General features: G+C 44.5%; 18 protein-coding genes. 2 read left to right on the top strand and 16 right to left on the bottom strand.

Annotated elements, in window-relative coordinates; all coding sequences use genetic code 11:
* Positions 1–18: 18 nt before the first annotated feature.
* Genes WJ238_RS06310 through WJ238_RS06275 form a run of 8 tightly spaced genes read right to left on the bottom strand, consistent with a single transcriptional unit; the run spans position 19 to position 7,909 of the window.
* A complete protein-coding gene (locus WJ238_RS06310) occupies positions 19–921 on the bottom strand; it encodes an FAD-dependent monooxygenase (RefSeq protein ID WP_337606455.1) in 903 nt (300 codons plus the stop codon).
* Positions 918–1,835: a radical SAM protein gene (locus tag WJ238_RS06305; protein WP_337606453.1), complete on the bottom strand. Its 918-nt coding sequence runs from the start codon at positions 1,833–1,835 to the stop codon at positions 918–920. The genes WJ238_RS06310 and WJ238_RS06305 overlap by 4 nt, the downstream gene beginning before the upstream one ends.
* On the bottom strand, positions 1,825–3,048 hold the full coding sequence (locus WJ238_RS06300) for a glycosyltransferase family 4 protein (RefSeq protein WP_337606452.1): 1,224 nt from the start codon (positions 3,046–3,048) through the stop codon (positions 1,825–1,827). The genes WJ238_RS06305 and WJ238_RS06300 overlap by 11 nt, the downstream gene beginning before the upstream one ends.
* A complete protein-coding gene (locus WJ238_RS06295) occupies positions 3,045–3,905 on the bottom strand; it encodes a glycosyltransferase family 2 protein (protein ID WP_256193461.1) in 861 nt (286 codons plus the stop codon). Before WJ238_RS06295 ends, WJ238_RS06300 begins: the two co-directional genes overlap by 4 nt.
* 17 nt (positions 3,906–3,922) lie before the next feature.
* Positions 3,923–5,113: a phenylacetate--CoA ligase family protein gene (locus tag WJ238_RS06290; protein WP_256193460.1), complete on the bottom strand. Its 1,191-nt coding sequence runs from the start codon at positions 5,111–5,113 to the stop codon at positions 3,923–3,925.
* Between the two features lie 35 nt (positions 5,114–5,148).
* A complete protein-coding gene (locus WJ238_RS06285) occupies positions 5,149–6,261 on the bottom strand; it encodes a glycosyltransferase family 2 protein (RefSeq protein WP_230107299.1) in 1,113 nt (370 codons plus the stop codon).
* Positions 6,262–6,283: 22 nt separating this feature from the next.
* Positions 6,284–7,408, bottom strand: a complete 1,125-nt coding sequence (locus WJ238_RS06280) for a glycosyltransferase family 2 protein (RefSeq protein WP_230107300.1) — start codon at positions 7,406–7,408, stop codon at positions 6,284–6,286.
* A gap of 3 nt (positions 7,409–7,411) precedes the next feature.
* Entirely contained in the window at positions 7,412–7,909 is a 498-nt protein-coding gene (locus WJ238_RS06275; RefSeq protein WP_337606450.1) for a helix-turn-helix transcriptional regulator, read from the bottom strand.
* A 273-nt stretch (positions 7,910–8,182) separates the two neighbouring features.
* Between WJ238_RS06275 and WJ238_RS06270 the strand changes: the two genes are divergently transcribed.
* Positions 8,183–9,127, top strand: a complete 945-nt coding sequence (locus tag WJ238_RS06270; RefSeq protein WP_337606449.1) for an Abi family protein — start codon at positions 8,183–8,185, stop codon at positions 9,125–9,127.
* A gap of 28 nt (positions 9,128–9,155) precedes the next feature.
* A complete protein-coding gene (locus tag WJ238_RS06265; RefSeq protein ID WP_316267990.1) occupies positions 9,156–9,419 on the top strand; it encodes a type II toxin-antitoxin system Phd/YefM family antitoxin in 264 nt (87 codons plus the stop codon).
* Positions 9,420–9,465: 46 nt separating this feature from the next.
* Here the strand turns inward: WJ238_RS06265 and WJ238_RS06260 are convergent, their stop codons facing one another.
* The 8 genes from WJ238_RS06260 to argF all read right to left on the bottom strand — a co-directional run bounded on the left by WJ238_RS06260 (position 9,466) and on the right by argF (position 16,482).
* Positions 9,466–9,858: a DUF2871 family protein gene (locus WJ238_RS06260; protein WP_337606448.1), complete on the bottom strand. Its 393-nt coding sequence runs from the start codon at positions 9,856–9,858 to the stop codon at positions 9,466–9,468.
* A 7-nt stretch (positions 9,859–9,865) separates the two neighbouring features.
* Positions 9,866–11,806, bottom strand: a complete 1,941-nt coding sequence (lysS, locus tag WJ238_RS06255; protein WP_337606446.1) for a lysine--tRNA ligase — start codon at positions 11,804–11,806, stop codon at positions 9,866–9,868.
* A 51-nt stretch (positions 11,807–11,857) separates the two neighbouring features.
* Positions 11,858–12,340 (bottom strand): transcription elongation factor GreA, encoded by a 483-nt coding sequence (gene greA, locus WJ238_RS06250; protein ID WP_230107307.1) that lies wholly within the window; start codon positions 12,338–12,340, stop codon positions 11,858–11,860.
* Positions 12,341–12,449: 109 nt separating this feature from the next.
* On the bottom strand, positions 12,450–13,406 hold the full coding sequence (gene dusB, locus WJ238_RS06245) for a tRNA dihydrouridine synthase DusB (RefSeq protein WP_337606445.1): 957 nt from the start codon (positions 13,404–13,406) through the stop codon (positions 12,450–12,452).
* The gene (locus tag WJ238_RS06240) at positions 13,403–14,218 is read right to left on the bottom strand and encodes a type III pantothenate kinase (protein ID WP_230107309.1); all 816 of its coding nucleotides are present in this window, start codon (positions 14,216–14,218) and stop codon (positions 13,403–13,405) included. Before WJ238_RS06240 ends, dusB begins: the two co-directional genes overlap by 4 nt.
* Before the next feature lie 3 nt (positions 14,219–14,221).
* The gene (locus WJ238_RS06235) at positions 14,222–14,566 is read right to left on the bottom strand and encodes a DUF6145 family protein (RefSeq protein ID WP_230107310.1); all 345 of its coding nucleotides are present in this window, start codon (positions 14,564–14,566) and stop codon (positions 14,222–14,224) included.
* Complete coding sequence (locus WJ238_RS06230; RefSeq protein ID WP_316267956.1) at positions 14,559–15,539, bottom strand: biotin--[acetyl-CoA-carboxylase] ligase; 981 nt, start codon at positions 15,537–15,539, stop codon at positions 14,559–14,561. The genes WJ238_RS06235 and WJ238_RS06230 overlap by 8 nt, the downstream gene beginning before the upstream one ends.
* A 7-nt stretch (positions 15,540–15,546) precedes the next feature.
* Positions 15,547–16,482, bottom strand: coding sequence for an ornithine carbamoyltransferase (argF, locus tag WJ238_RS06225; protein WP_230107312.1), 936 nt, complete (start codon positions 16,480–16,482; stop codon positions 15,547–15,549).
* Between the last annotated feature and the right edge of the window lie 6 nt (positions 16,483–16,488).

Raw genomic sequence — 16,488 nt, 5'->3', positions numbered from 1 at the left:
TCCCCCAATGGACGCCTGCTATTTCAGCCCGCCGGTGAAATCCAGGGCATCTTTTACTGCCAGTGAAATTCCCTCTCCGTCTTCCGGATTGGAAGTATTTGATGCATCTCCAAGATAAACAATGGAATCATCTGTATGTACTCTTCTGTTTCCGATTCCCATAATGGCGCCCCGCGGCTTTCTCCTCCACTGATAATCGCACCCTAAGTATTCCTCCACCCGCGTTTCCAGAAATTGCTGAAATCTTGCTGCAAGCAGATTTTTCTCTCTTTTCAGCCATAATCCGACATTATATTCTCTTTCGCCCACACGGAAGATCCAACCGTATGTCCCCTCATATTCTGCCCTGTAATCAAACAGGAAAAAAGGACTCCCGGCAGCATCTGCCTGAAGTATGGCAGATATTCCAACAGGGCTTCCTGCATCAGGGCGAAGCAGCGCTTTGCCGTCAAGATTTATTTTTGCCAAAGCTCCTGCTGCAAGTACGAGCCTTTTTGCTTTGATGCCGCATACTTCATATCCCTGATCCACACTTCTTATTTCCCCGGCGTTCCTGTTATAATAAAGAGGTATGTCTCTGTCTTTGATAAAATATTGCCTGAAAGCAGCGTCTGTCTTATCTCTTGCCAGGCCATATGCTTCTTTCCCGTAATCTCCGATCCTGTCCTCATACATCTTTCCATTTACATAATGAATATATCTCTGAATTTTCACAGCACCGGCATCCATAAGAGATTCTATCGGAAAATCTATGCTTCTAAGAGCCTGGACACAGACGTAACTGATACCGTCCCCGCATACTTTTCTATAATGTTCAGGCTGTTTTTCCAACACGCACACTGAATAATTTTTCCTTTTTAATTCCCCCGCGCAGACACAGCCTGCCGGACCTGCGCCCACAATGATATAATCGTACATCATAGGAACGAATCCCCCTCCAATTGTTCAGCGGCTGCAATTGCCTTCGGATGTAAATGGCAGTACCTGCATGCCGGAAGATATTTCACTGAAAAGAATTTTTTTATTTTCGCCGCCATTTCCTTTTTACTATGGATTTCTTCCAGAGAAATGATATCGTCCGCCCCTCTCTCCATGCCATGCTGCGCAAGATAACTTGCCTTTCCGCACCGGTACAGTGTTCTGCCATGAAATACAGTGCAGCTGTTCATCGGACAGCGAAGGAACATCCCTGCCAATTCCTTACCCGAGTAATTGTGTTTTTCAATCTCTCCAAAATCCAGCCAGATTTCATGGAACTGATATTCATAAGGCACACCATATTCCTTCAGTTTTTCGATCAGCCGTCTTTTATTCTCTATATATCTTTGATCAAGATTCGGATAATTGGAAATATGAACGGTCACACCGCCGTCTTTTATAGCGCGGATCACCTCGTCATCCGGAACAATGGTGGCGTTGGTCGTCAGTTCCAGCGTTTCTATTTTGGGGTTTTCTGCACATATCCGAACAATCTCTTTCAGTTCCGGGTTGAGAAAAGGCTCACCGCCAATGATATTTGCCACATAAATCCGATCTATATATGTTGTCAGTGCTTCCAGATTTTCACGGATTTCTTCTGCAGTAAAATGCCTTCTCTGACGGAAATACGGAATGCATTTTGCACAGCGCCTGCACCGCAGGTTACAAAATGTCGTAATATCTATATCAGTAAAGGGCAGAACGATCCTGGAATCGGAATTTAATATGATGTTTGCCTTTTCTCCAAAAGTACGCCTTATCCTTCGTTCTCTGTCAAAGCCAAAGATCCTTATTCGGTTATAATATCGAAATCGCCCGAAACGTGGCGCAATATATCTGAATTTTTTACGAAACATCTACTGCCTCCGCAAGTTCACGGTAATACCGTTCCTCTCCAAAATGGTTCGCGCTGTTTTCATAACGATGGGGAGCCTTATCCTGGTCATAAGAAAGAAACGCGTCCCGGATATTTTTTTCAAAGGAATCTCCCCGCTCAAAAAATATTTTGTTGCTGTAATTCGCAGAATATTCCGGAATCCCTCCTGCTTTTGACAACAAAAGGAAATTTCCCATTGACATTCCTTCCAGTACAGTAAGCGGAGCCGGATCATCCATAATAGACGGTACGATCTGTGCGTCTGCCATCACATGATACTTTGCAACATCCTCATGGTTAATATATCCTGTCAGGATGATACTCTCCGGAGACTGTGCCGCCTCCTTTTTGACCGCCCTGTAATAATAAGACTCTTTATCCGATCCCGAACTGGCTGATCCGACAATAAACAGGCGGGATTTATGCCGAAGGCGCGGCAATACAGCGCGAAATGCCCTGGTCATTTCCAGCACTCCCTTTTCCGGACTTACACGCCCCGCAAACAGATATATCGTCTCTTCCTCACCGACATGGTATCTGTCACGCATTTGTTCCCGAAGGCTCTGCCGTTCTTCTTTCGAGTACGTCCACTCTCTTATACCATTTGTGACCTTTACAATTTCCGTATTCTGCAATTGGGGAACAGTCTGGTACAGATGGTCTTTCACATAATCACTGACTGCCAGTATCTTCCTGCAGCGGGCAAGATAAGGGATCATCTCCTCATTATCCACCAGATTGCTGTGCATGTGATACATACATTTGCGCTCAAACTCTTCCCCCATTACTTCAGACAGTTTTTCAAGCAGGGACATGTTGTTTTCCACGATCACCGCATCATATGCTTTTAAATCCATCGTTTCCGTAATCTTCTTTATATAATGTCTGTTCCGGAAACAGTACTGCCGAAACATACTTCTCCAGTCCTTCTCTATTCTGTCAACATAGAGATAATACATCTTATCTGCAAGGGAAAGATAAAACGGCGTCCTGAAGTAATAATATTTCACGCCCTTCGTTTTTGCTTTTATTTCCCTTCCCTTAAACACACAGCTCGCAACAGAAATCTCATATCTGTCTTCTTTCGCATTATTTTCCGTAAATGTATCGATCAATTCTTCAACGGCTCCGCCTTTGTTCGCCGGTATCGGAAAAATACCCGCCGAGATAAACAATACTTTTTTCCGCCTCATATGTTGATCACACCACACTTCACACTTCCGTAATACTTCCCTGCCAAATGGCATATGATTTCAACGACAAAAAGCCAGCTGTATGTTTCACCTTTAAAAATTCCCTTTATATTAGAAACCAGGGCTTTATATAAAGTTTTGTCTATACTGACTCTATTATTTGAATATACTTTTTGAAGTTTGGAACTTGAAATACCGTTTCTGAAGCTCTTCTTACAGATTCCTTTCAGAGTTCTCGGAGAGTGTGCCGTAATCTTTGCCGAAGGCACATATTTCAGTTTTGCCCCTTGCTCCAATGCTCTCCAGCATATATCTATATCTTCTGCATTGTTGGCAAAAAAGTTGTTGAATCCTTTTATCCGGCACAGGAGAGAACGTCTGTATGCACAGCTTGCTGTAATAAACGCCGTATTCAATGTTTTATCCTGCACATAATAAGGCTCGTCTCCATATGACATCAAAATCTGAAGGGATAGACGTCCCCAAAATTCCTCGTATTTATTATCCGACTTAGCGGGTCTGATGTAAGTGCCCAGTCCGTCAATGTCATCCTCTTCAAATGCTTTTCGTATCTCTTTTAACCAGTCTTTATCGGGAATGCAGTCCGCATCAATAAAGGCAATAATATCTCCTTTCGCTCTTTTTATCCCTGCATTTCTCCCGCCGGCAGCATGTCTTTTTTTATTTTCAACTACAATTGCACCGTATTTTTTTGCAATCTGCTCTGTACGGTCCGTAGACATCCCATCTGAGACAATAATTTCGTAAGGCTTTTCTGTTCCATCTGCCAATGCCTTCAAACACCGTCCGATACATTTTTCCTCATTATAAACAGGAATTACAACTGAGATTCTCATACTTTTCCCCTCATATCTTAACCATTTTCTTTTATAAACCTTATCGCATGCCCATCATACGCAAGCTTTTCTTTCGGGACAAACTCTATTGCCACCTCATTCATGAACAATTCATCTATTTCTTTCTTCATCCCCGGCGAAACGCTGTAACCATCCCTCTTCTCAAGTACCACTTTGATCCGGTTTCCTTTTTCCTGTACGGCACGGTATTCTCCTTCAAAACCATACCTGAACAGACATTCTTCCAGCATACGTGGGAAAACATACTGCCCCTTGATCTCCAGACAGTCCGCCAGCCTTCCTTTATAGCGGAATCTTGGAAGATCTCTGCCGCAGCGGCACGGAGATGTATCCACTGCAATGTAATCATCTGTCCAATACCGAAGGATCGGGAAGCCCTTATCCCACAGGGTCGTATACACTGCAACTCCATACTCTCCCGGCTCTACAGGCATATGGGTAACCGGATCCAGAACTTCGATCAGCAGATATTTGTCCAGATAGTGCAGCCCGTCCTGATAGCGGCATTCCCCGGCCATGGGCCCAAATACTTCGCTCATGCCAAACATACTGTAACAGCTGGCTCCCCACATTTTTTCAATAAACTTCCTGCGCCCTTCCGTCAGAAACCCGCCGCCCAGAAGCAGCATTCTCACATTGGATTCCCCGGCGCTTTTCACGTACTGCGGATTGTCTGCGATCGAACACACCACACTTGGCCTTGTTGCAATAATTGTAATCGGCAGAGCTTCTACAAAATCGATCATATTATCCGGAGAAGGCTCCGGACAATTCACATATCCGCTTCCCATGGTCGTAAACTGCCACATCATTGAGTGAGCCATAACTCCCGTATCAACCGGAGCAAATACTCCTCCGAGGTCCCTTTCATTTACCCCGAGCTCACTGTAGAATGCTTTCACAAATTCATTGTAAACTTTTTTATCCTTCTTACTATATACATAAAAAGTTTTGCTGCCTGTTGTGCCGCTGCTTGAGAAAATGCCGTAGACGTCTTTTGTCGTTGCCGACGTTCTATCGAATGGCTTTGTGTTTCTCAGATCATCCTTGTACATAAACGGAATTTTTGAAAAATTTTCATAACTTTCAAAATCCTGCGCCCCGGCAATCTTGTCTGCGTAAAACGGCTGCGAGAAAATGCCGTCCTCATACAGTTTCATCAACTTTTTCATTTCTTTTTCATACATAGAAATTTCCCCCCTGCTTTTTCCGCACAAATTTTCTATAATAAGAAGACTATGAGGGCTGCGATGCCCATCAACAGCAGCAGCTGCAGCCATGTATTGTAAGAGCCTATTTCCAGCATACCGTTGTACTGTCCCATATAGTAGATCATCTGTTTCCGGATATCCGAAAACTGTCCGGTTACCGCACATCTTTTTAAATAGGCAAAATCGCTGTCATGAATTAACATCTGCGCTACAAACTGCTGGCATAAAGTCGCCTTCTTCTCCCTGGAAAGGCGGTTCACCAGATGAGACATCACGATATTTTCCACGAGGAAAACCAGCGGGATTCCTGCCAATACCCACCATTTCCCGGAGGCAATGGCTGCCAGCACAAGGAAGAGAGCATATATGATATACAGCATACTTCTTTTCGGCAGGACCACGTCCCCTCTGTCCGGGTGCTTATGGATCAGATCACAGTCTGCTGTCCCGTAGAAGTTAAGCCGGCGGAACATGGCTTTCACCGGAATCCAGGTCTTTTTGCTGTGATAGACAAGCGCTTCCGCCGCCGCGTTGATCTCATATCCTTTTTCACAGATCTTCATACCCAGATCCACGTCTTCTCCTGCCGGTCTTTTAAATGTCTCATCAAATCCCTCTACTTCCAGGAAAACCTGTCTGCGGACAGAAAAATTTGCAGTCACACCCCATTCCACTTTCGGAAGAAACCTGGGCAGATAGAAACAGGTTAAAAAAGGTGTTGCTTCAATCGCCTTCCAAAACCAGGTGTCTTCCCCTACGAACTCTAATGGGCCTGCAACTGCAGCAATTTTTTCATCTGTATATTTTTCCGCATATCTTTCTATGATATGTTCTGTACAAATACAGTCCGAATCCAGAAACAGTACAACATCATTCTTAGCCTGCAAAACTCCGTAATTTCTTTTTGCAGAAACACTGTTCTCATAAAAAATGTATTTACAGTCATGCTCCCTGCATACGGCCTGAACTGCTTCGCTTTCTTCCGGAATGCTGTCGTCAACGATCAGTACTTCACAGTCTCCGGAATAGTTTTTCCTTGCGACATCTATACTCTCTATCAGCTCCGTCAGTAACCGGACTCTGCTTTTTGTCGCCACAACAATACTGAAACTTATACGATCCATCTTCTTCTATATCCTTTCACTACTACACAATAAAACGATAAAAGATCATGGCAATGATAAGAATAAAAATCGAGTCATAATAAAGCCATATTTTCTTTACGCTGTTCTGATAATCTGATTTTATATGATATATTCCAAAATACTGCCCTTTGAAAGCAAGAGAAAAATCCAGATGCCTGATGGAATTTACCATTCTCCAAAATCTGTATTTCCCCTGCTGGAACATGGCAATTGTCCAGAAAAAAATATTTGCCTTCCCATTGCAGGACACATAATGTCTATACATCATAAAATATAAAAGCAGATACCACGCCAGCAGAAACAGGATCGGCACACAGGATCCTTTAATAAGCGCCATGATTCCCAGTACGCCTGTCACAAGCGCTGCCACATCGCCTGTCATCGGCAGCCTCCTGTGAACCAGTTCCGGATATCGTTTCAAAATATGATATTCCATCGTACCCCAGCGTTTCGCTCTGTCATTTACCGCTTTGCGTGTATTCCATGTTTCCCTTGAATGATAAGTGACCGCCCCGGGCGTTGTTTTGATCAGATTACCGGCTTTTGTATAACGGTAAGTCATATCAAGATCGTCTCCGCCAAGCTTGAATGGAAAATTCTCTTCAAATTTTCCTATCTTAATTAATTCATCCCTGCGGAAAGCAACATTATTTCCGATCGTCCATGACACAAACGGCATAAACTTTGCAAAACCGAAAGAATCCAGAAAGGAGGTATGTTCTATTACATGCCACCAGAATTTCTTTTTTCCGACAAACTCCGTCAGTCCGAAAGAACCTGTAATCTTCGGATTCGATTCACCTTCCTTCAGTGTAGCCGCGTGGCTTTTCAAAAGCCCCGGCCCTACCGTAACATCGGAATCAATAAACAATATGTACTCATACCCGGCCAGGTCAATTCCTTTGTTTCTTTTCTTTCGGACACTGTCATCCCCTTCTATATACTGTGCATCATATTTTTCACACGATGCCATAATGGCCGCCTTTTCTTCTCCTTTACTGCTGTCTACTATGAGTACTTCTGTCTCTCCCAGATCATAATTTTTTCGTTCTTCATACAGCGATTCCAATAAGGCATCCACTAATTTTGACCTGTTCCATGTTGGAACGACAATCGAAAAGTCCATAAACTATTTTTCTCCCCTCTTTTCAGCCAGCCATTGCTTTATTTCCGCATAAGGAATATCTAATCTCCTTAAATATTCGACTGAACTGTGATCTAATGAGAAAACAAACATGATCGCCAGAAAGGTGGTCCATTTCATCTCACTTTTTCCACTCTCGATATTGGTAACCGTCTGCCGGCTCACCCCGATAATATCTCCCAGATCCTTTTGCGTTAAATTGTTTATTTTTCTCAATACAGGCAATTCCTTGCTTAATATTTCTGTACATCTCTTTAGCAGTTCTTCTTTTTTATGCATAGAATTTCCTTTCCTTTTTTCCTGATGCAGGTTACAAATGAGGCATCCTGACCGGAGCACAGTTAAGATGCCTGCGTTGTCAGTTCTATTAATTATCATATATGATAATATCGGTTTTTTCAACATTTCGATAAATTTTTTATCATTTTCCCCATTATATTTTGCTATTTTGAAAATTTTTTTATCATTATACCATTCAGACACAGACGCGCGCCCATACCTGTGAAAAGCTCACCGAGGTTTTTCCTTACTCCGTGAGCCTGTCCATATGCTTAAACTGGAAAATATATACAAATCTAAATGTATTTTCCCCATACATTCCGCATATGATAACAAAGAACGGAATTTGCGGGATTGACTTTTCAAGCCAGTTTTGCTATATTTAGTTCAGTGATCGTGTTGCGGAAACTTGCGAAGCCCGTGACCGGGGGAGAACCTGCGGGTCTCTCCCTCTTTTTATTTCAAGGAGATTTTACTATGCCGTCACAAAAGACATTTTCTACTTTTGACGAACAGATTGAGCTTTTAAAGTCAGAAAAGCATTTAGTAATTACAGATGAAACATATGCAAAAGATGTGCTGATGCGGATTGGTTATTTTCCTTTATTTGGCGGATACAAACATCTTTTCCGTATCCCTTTGACAAAAAAATATAAAGAAGGTACTACTTTTAATGAAATTGTAGCTCTGTATGAATTTGATTCTAATCTGCGTGAGCTTTTTTTCAAATACCTTTTGCAGATTGAGCGTCATATGCGTTCCCTGATGTCCTACTACTTCGCAGAAAAATACGGTGAATCGCAGACTGCTTATCTGGACGAAAATAATTATAACAACAGCCAGCGTAATCATAAGATTATTTCCCGTTTAATCTCCACCTTACAACGGGCGGTAAATACCACAGACTATGTTTATATCAATTATTACCGGGCCAATTACAACAATATTCCTTTATGGGTATTAAGCAATGTGCTTACCTTTGGAAATCTTTCAAAGATGTATAAGGTTTTTCCGCAATCCCTGCAGTCTAAGATCTGTAAGAACTTTGGCTGCATAAACCGGAAGCAGATGGAGCAGTTCCTGTCAGTGCTGACAAAGTTCAGGAATGTATGCGCTCATGGCGAACGTCTTTTTACCTATCGGACAATCGACAATATATCTGATCTTCCATTACACCAGAAAATGCGGATTCCCAAACAGGGGATCCAATACTTATATGGTAAAAACGATCTGTTTGCCGTTGTGATTGCTTTCCGCCATCTCCTTCCCAAAGAGGATTTTCTGGAATTTAAAGGGAAACTGACCATTGAAATATCCAGAGCAAATAAAAATCTGGTACATATTACAGAAAAGGAACTGTTGGAACATATGGGCTTCCCGAAAAACTGGAAAAATATTAGCCGCTATCAGTTGACACCATAAAAAAGGGGAAGATAAGGGAGGTGCTTTTATGCCAAATATCCGTTCAAGCGCAGATCTGTGCAACAGCTATAATGAAATTTCCACCTTCTGTCATAAGTATGCGGAGCCGGTTTTCATCACCAAAAACGGCAAATGCGACCTTGCTGTTATGAGCATTGAGGCATATGAACAGCTCGCAGGCCGCTGTGAATTATGTGGGTTTCTCCAAGAAGGCTTGGATGACCTTACCGCCGGAAACACCCGCCCATTCTCTGAAGCTATGGCAGAGATAAAGAGCCACCGCAGACGGTGAGTTACCAGCTGCATATCACAAACATTGCACAAAGGGATATTTCCCCTTATTTAAGTTCATCCTTCCCGGCAACACTCCGCCTGATCTGCATCAACAGAAGTACCATACTGATCCCCAGCAGGATGTGTCCGATTCCTGCAATACCGGAAATTGCCGCGTCCATACCTGCGGAAAGCGCAGTCCCCAGTACCTGAACTATCCCTCGCACAACAAACATAACAACTGTCAGATTCAACCCGATATGATAGACATCCAATACTCGTCCGGTCTTTGGTCCGGTAAAGGAAAAACTCTTTTCCAGAAGAACCAGCAAAAGGAAGAATACCATGCCGAGAAGGAAATAATGGGTATGTACCACTGCAAGCGTCGTTTTAGCAGAAAATCCCTCTTTCAGCCAAAGGCAAAAAGAGGGATTCCATTTGATCCGATATTTATTCAAATATTTTCTAGTAGAGCTTCGCTCCTGCCGGGATCCTGTCATCCACCATCAGAAGATTCAGTCCTTCATGGCCATCTTCCTCATGTACTGCTGAGATCAGCATACCCTCAGAGTCAATTCCCATCATCTTTCTCGGCGGCAGGTTTACGATAGCAATCGCCGTCTTTCCGACCAGTTCTTCCGGCTCGTAATACTCGTGAATACCGCTTAAGATCACGCGGTCCTTGCGAACGCCGTCATCCAGAGTAAATTTCAAAAGCTTTTTGCTCTTGGGCACAGCCTCACATGCCAGGATCTTCACAGCACGGTAATCGGATTTTGCAAATGTCTCAAAATCTACCATCTCTTCAAAGAGGGGCTCGATCTTCACGTTGGAAAAGTCGATCTTCGCTGCCGGTTTTTCTGCCTTTGCAGCTGTCGGTGCCGCCTGACTTTCATTGTTCGCAGCATTCTTTGCCGCTCCCTGTGACTTCATTGTCGGGAACAGAAGCACGTCACGGATTGCCGCAGAATCTGTAAGAAGCATACACATTCTGTCAATACCGAATCCGATTCCTCCTGTCGGCGGCATACCGATCTCCAGTGCATTGAGGAAGTCTTCATCTGTCGTGTTTGCCTCCTCATCACCCATAGCAAGCAGTTCTTCCTGTGCTTTGAAACGTTCTTTCTGATCGATAGGATCGTTCAGCTCGGAGTAAGCGTTCGCCATTTCCCAGCCGTTCATAAAGAACTCAAACCGCTCTACGTATTCCGGATTTTCCGGTTTTTTCTTTGTAAGCGGAGAAATCTCGATCGGATGATCTGTAACAAAAGTAGGCTGGATCAGGTGTTCCTCTGCAAACTCTTCAAAGAAGAGGCTTAAGATATCGCCCTTCTTATGATGCGCTTCGTATTCTACGTGATGCTCGTCCGCAAGTTTCTTGGCATCCTCGGTTGTCTCTACCTCGTTCCAGTCCACACCGGCATATTTCTTCACGGCATCTACCATAGTGATACGCTCAAACGGCTTTCCAAGATCCATTTCTACGCCGTTGTATACGATTTTAGTAGTTCCCAGAACTTCCTGCGCTACATGACGGTAAAGATTCTCTGTCAGATCCATCATTCCGTTGTAATCTGTATATGCCTGATACAGCTCCATCAGAGTAAATTCCGGGTTGTGCCTTGTATCCAGACCTTCATTTCTGAATACACGCCCGATCTCATACACTCTTTCCAGCCCGCCGACGATCAGACGTTTCAGATACAGCTCCAGAGAAATACGGAGTTTAAAGTCCTCTCCCAGAGCATTAAAATGTGTCTCAAAGGGTCTTGCTGCAGCTCCTCCGGCATTGCTTACAAGCATAGGGGTCTCTACCTCAAGGAATCCCTGTCCGTCCAGGTATCTCCGGATGGAACTGATAATATGAGAACGTTTGATAAATGTATCCCGTACTTCCGGATTCATAATGAGATCCACATATCTCTGACGATAACGCATATCTGTGTTTGTCAGTCCGTGGAATTTCTCCGGAAGGATCTGCAGGCTCTTAGACAGAAGCTTTACTGCAGAGGCATGAATGGAAATCTCTCCTGTCTTTGTCTTAAAGACTTCTCCTTCCACACCTACAATATCGCCGATATCCAGCTTCTTGAAATCTTTGTATTCTTCTTCTCCTATGCCATCTCTTGCAACATAGCACTGGATATTTCCGCTCTGATCAAGAACATTACAGAAGGATGCCTTTCCCATCACACGTTTCTGCATCACACGGCCTGCAACCGTCACGTGCTTTCCTTCCATCTCCTCATAATGATCCTTAATATCAGATGTATGGCATGTCACATCATAACGCATAACCTGATAGGGGTCTTTTCCGTTTGCCTGAAGCTCCGCCAGCTTCTCGCGGCGTACCTTTCTAAGCTGGTTTAAATCTGGTTCCTGGGCATTCTTCTGCTGATTAGACACTGATCTTCACTCCTCTTCTCTTTTATCCTTATTATCAGATACCGCCCTGTTTTAGAGGGAACGGTCGATCTTCAAAACTTTGTACTCCAGTTCTCCTGCCTGCGTCTCTACTTTTACGCTGTCTCCGACTTCATGTCCAAGAAGGGCTCTTCCTACCGGTGACTCATTGGAAATTTTTCCCTGCAGGCTGTTGGCCTCTGTAGATCCGACAATCTTAAATTCTATCTCTTCTTCAAATTCTTCGTCATACACGGTAACGATGCATCCAATACTGATCTTATCAAGATTGACTTCATCCTCCACAACAACTTCCGCATTCTTCAGGATCTTCTCCAACTCTTCGATCCGTGCTTCGATGTCGCGCTGTTCATCTTTTGCTGCATCGTACTCTGCATTTTCTGAAAGGTCTCCCTGTTCTCTTGCTTCTTTAATTTTATCAGCAACTTCTTTACGCTTTACGACTTTCAGATTTTCCAGCTCTTCTTCCAGCTTCTTCAGACCGGTGTAGGTAAGAATTCTCTTCTTTTCTTCCATGACTATCCTCTCCTCTTTCTTGCTTTATTTCTGTATATCTGTCAGGGTCTTTCCCTTATATAAATCTACTTTCGCAATTTCAATATTATACATAACAGACTTTATAATGTCAATAGATTTTCGCCTCCAGAAGTGCCTTTAATTCTTCATAACTTTCCACCTGATTGATGGCGTCCCGAAGCCTGGCAGAACCCGTCATCCCTTTGGTATACCAGGCCACATGACTGCGCATCTGACGGATTCCCTGATACTCTCCTTTATATTTGATCTGAAGCGCCGCATGCCGGAGCATCATATCCCTGATCTCTGTATTGGAGGGCCTTTGCAGAATGTCTCCCGTCTCATCGTAGTGCTTCAATTCCCGGAAGATCCATGGATTCCCCTGTGCTCCCCGGGCAATCATCACCCCGTCGCACCCGGTCCGTTTCATCATGTCCATTGCTTTTTTTACAGAAGTCACATCTCCATTACCGATAACAGGGATGCCAACCGCTTCTTTGACCTGCCGGATAATATCCCAGTCCGCTTCCCCGGAATAATACTGCTCTCTCGTCCTTCCGTGAACCGCCACTGCCGCCCCGCCGGCTTCCTCAATAATCTTTGCGATTTCCACAGCATTTATACTGGAATCGTCAAAGCCTTTACGGATTTTTACCGTCACAGGTTTCTGAATTGCTTTGACCGTTTTGGATACGATCTCATAGACCAGATCCGGCTGCTTCATCAAAGCAGACCCTTCTCCATTTTTCACTACTTTAGGAACCGGACACCCCATATTGATGTCTAAAATCTGAAAAGGAAGTTCTTCTATCTTTTTGGCCTGCTCGCTGATGACATCAGGATCCGAGCCAAACAACTGGAGGGATACCGGATACTCTTCGGGATGGATCTTCAGAAGTTCCCTGGTATTACGATTTTCATACTGAAGCGCTTTTGCGCTTACCATTTCCATACATAAAAGGCCGGCACCCTGCTCTTTGCAGAGCAAACGGAATGGCAGGTCTGTTACGCCTGCCATCGGTGCCAGCACATACGGGTGCTCGATTGTAAGATTTCCTATTTTCATCTGTCAGATGTCCTTTCCGTTTCCTGCTCCTTCTTCTTTCCCCGGAAACGATTCCTTTCATATATAAGGCGCAGACCTTCCAGCGTCAGGATCGGATCATAGATATCAATACTTTCCGTTGCTGCCGCAAGGATGTTTCCAAGTCCTCCTGTTGCCACTACTTTCGCATCCAGATATCCGGATTCCTTTTTCATCCGGTCAATAATATATTCTGTCTGACCGATATAGCCGTACACCAGTCCGGCCTGCATACTGGACACTGTCTCTCTGGCCAGAATAGTATCCGGTTTCCGTATTTCAATCTCCGGAAGCATGGCTGCATCTCCCCACAGCGCTCTTGCTGATGTGCGGATCCCCGGCGCAATGACTCCTACTGCAAATGTACCGTCCGGCTCTACCAGATCATAAGTAGTCGCTGTACCAAAATCAATGACAATAACCGGCCCTCCATACAGATAATAGGCCGCCACTGCATCCACGATCTTATCCGGTCCTGTCTGACGCGGATTTTCTGTTGCCACCCGGATTCCGGTCTTGATCCCTGCAGAGACGATGATCGGCTTCCGGTTAAAATATTTAATAATGCAGCTGCCCAGAGAATGCATAATGTCCGGCACGACAGACGCAATGATAATGTCGTCTACTTCTTCCGGATTTTCTCCCTGGTTCCGGATCATTTCCCGGATCGCTATTCCATATTCATCTGAAGTTCTCGGCTGTTTTGTTGTCATTCGGAATTTTGCCAGAAGCTCGCTCTCCCGATACAGCCCCATTGTAATATTTGTGTTGCCTACATCCATTACAAGCAGCATTCGTCAGTCCCCCTTTTTCTGTTCTTCCTGTCCCAGGAAAAATACCTGATAGTACAGCTGAAGAGCCTCCAGAAGTTCTTCTTTTTCCCTTTGCAGCTGCTTGATCTTAAGCTGGCTTCCGATCTCATCAAACATGGCGTCTCCTTCTACAGAAGACACCTCGAAACACAGCGTTCCATCTTCCTCATAAGCCAGTGTCAGGATTCCTCCCACATCATGTACATAGAGCACACACATGATCTTCAGCTCATCCTTTACATGATCCGGAAGCTGTTCAAAGTCCGGATTGAGATAATATTTTTCCTCATATGAATTTGCCCCGCAGAGCACAATTTTATCCTTATACATATCCATATATTCCTCGTACAGAGACTTCCCCGGAAAACACAGTCTCGCGTCTGCCGTTCTCCCGCTCCACAAGAAGCTCTCCTTTTTCATTGATCCCCAAAGCAAATGCCGTATACTCTCCCTTTGGATCGAGCACGCGCACTTCTCTTTCCTTATTTAAAAGAAGCCCGTTGTAGCGCTCTTTAAGCCCTGCAAGACTCCCATCCTTCAGAAAGATCTCATAATTCTTTTCAAATTTTTCCATCACCTGTGCAACAAGCTTAGCCCGGATCCACTCTTTGCCGGATTCCAGTTTCAGGGAAGTAGCCCTCCCTGCTAATTCTTCCGGAAACTCATCGTGGTTCACATTAATCCCCACTCCGATCACCACATAACTGATCTGTTCTTCTTCCAGACTCATTTCCGTCAAAATGCCGCATATTTTTTTCTTATTTATCACAAGATCATTGGGCCATTTGATCCCGGCATCAAGTCCGGTCTCTTCCTTCACCGCCTCTACGACGCTAAGAGCCATGACCAATGTCAGCATAGGCGCCTGCACAGGTGAGATCTGCGGTTTTAAAAGGATACTCATATAGATATCCTTTCCGGGCGCCGACTCCCATCCTCTGCCGCGCCGCCCTTTCCCTGCACTCTGTGCATCCGCCGCCGCTAAAGTGCCGTGGGGCGCCCCTTCTTCTCCCAGGGCCTTTGCCCGTGTATTGGTAGAATCTGTTTCTTCATAATAAAAGACATTCCGCCCTGCCCATTTTGTCTCGATCCGGCTCTCAATTTCAGCTTTTGACATCACATCGGGACTTCCGGTCAGGTGATAACCTCTCCTGCGGACTGCCTCTATTTCATACCCTTCTTCTTTTAGCTGTTCTATTACTTTCCAGACAGCAGTTCTGGACACATGAAACCTGTCACAGATCTGCTGCCCTGATACATATCCATCTGCTGCCCGAAGCATGGATAAAATTTCTGTTTTCATTTCGTGATTATTCTCCAAGCGTTGCAACCATTATGGCCTTGATAGTGTGCAGACGATTCTCCGCCTCGTCAAACACAACAGATTTCTCGCTTTCAAATACGTCCTCTGTTACTTCTTTTCCTTTATTTGCAGGCAGACAGTGTGAGAACAGTGTGGTATCCTTGCCGGTGCGCTTCATCAGCTCTGCATTTACCTGATACGGAAGGGCAAGCTTTGTTCTCTCCTGTTCTTTCTTCTCCTCGCCCATGGAGAACCATACGTCCGTATAGAGCATATCCGCTCCTTCTACCACATCCAGTTCATCCGATACTTCCACTACAGAACCTGCCTCTTTTGCATAACCTCTGCATTCCTCTACAAGATCTGCATCCGGCCACAGACGTTTTGGAGCTGCAATAGCAATATTCACTCCAACCTTACTGCATCCCATCAGAAGGCTGTTTGCCACGTTGTTGCGTCCGTCTCCCAGATAAACAATTTTCAGTCCCTTAATATGTCCGAAATTTTCCTTCAGTGTAAGCAGCGTTGCCAGACACTGTGTGGGATGCCACTGATCTGTCAGACCGTTCCATACCGGAACGCCGCTGTACTGTGCAAGAGCTTCTACAAATTCGTGGTCAAATCCTCTGTATTCAATTCCGTCAAACATACGTCCCAGAACACGCGCCGTATCTTCAATACTCTCCTTTTCGCCGAGCTGCAGTTCGGACCCTGCCAGATATGTTGCAGTTGCACCCTCGTCCTGCGCCCCGATAGTAAAAGCACATCTCGTTCTTGTAGAAGGTTTTTCAAAGATCAGGGCAATATTCTTTCCCTGCAGGCTGTGTCCTTTGATTCCTCTTTTTCGTTTTTCTTTCAGCTCCTCTGCAAGATCTACCAGGTATAAAATCTCCTCTGCAGTAAAGTCTCTTAACTTCAAAAAACTACGTCCTTTTAAATTCATATCACT

This window comes from Claveliimonas sp. (assembly GCF_037273965.1).
In the GTDB taxonomy this organism is placed as follows: Bacteria; Bacillota; Clostridia; order Lachnospirales; family Lachnospiraceae; genus Claveliimonas; species Claveliimonas bilis.
Note: the sequence above shows the minus strand (reverse complement) of the source record. Positions and strands in the feature narration are given on the sequence as shown.